Source organism: Vogesella mureinivorans (assembly GCF_007644035.1).
Lineage (GTDB): Bacteria > Pseudomonadota > Gammaproteobacteria > Burkholderiales > Chromobacteriaceae > Vogesella > Vogesella mureinivorans.
In genome coordinates this window covers 1-435 of record NZ_VMTV02000496.1, presented here as the reverse complement: position 1 = coordinate 435, position 435 = coordinate 1, and the positions used below count along the sequence as shown (strand labels likewise).

1 protein-coding gene is annotated in these 435 nt (G+C 68.7%); it reads left to right on the top strand.

The features are described from left to right. A partial coding sequence (locus FLQ44_RS23705; protein WP_240801286.1) for a saccharopine dehydrogenase family protein occupies positions 1-435 on the top strand: 435 nt, incomplete at both ends.

The window sequence follows — 435 nt, the reverse complement described above, 5'->3', positions numbered from 1 at the left end:
GCGCGAGGTCGATGAGGTAATGCACTGCGCGGGGCCGTTCTCGGCCACCTGCGCGCCGATGCTGGAGGCCTGTCTCGCCAGCGGCACGCACTACCTCGACATCACCGGCGAGATCGATGTCTTCGCACACTGTCAGTTGAACGATGCGCGCGCCAAACAGGCCGGCGTGCTGGTGCTGCCAGGTGCAGGCTTCGACGTGGTGCCCACCGACTGCCTGGCCGCCCAGCTCAAACGCGATCTGCCCGATGCCACCCATCTGGTGCTTGCTTTCGAAGCCGGCGGCGGGCCCAGCCCGGGCACGGCCAAGACCAGCGTCGAGGGCCTCGGCAAGGGCGGCCGCGTGCGCGAGAACGGCGAGCTGAAACGCGTGCCGCTGGCCTACAAGGTCCGCTACTTCGAGCGCGAGGGCGTGCAGCGCTCGGCGATGACGATTCC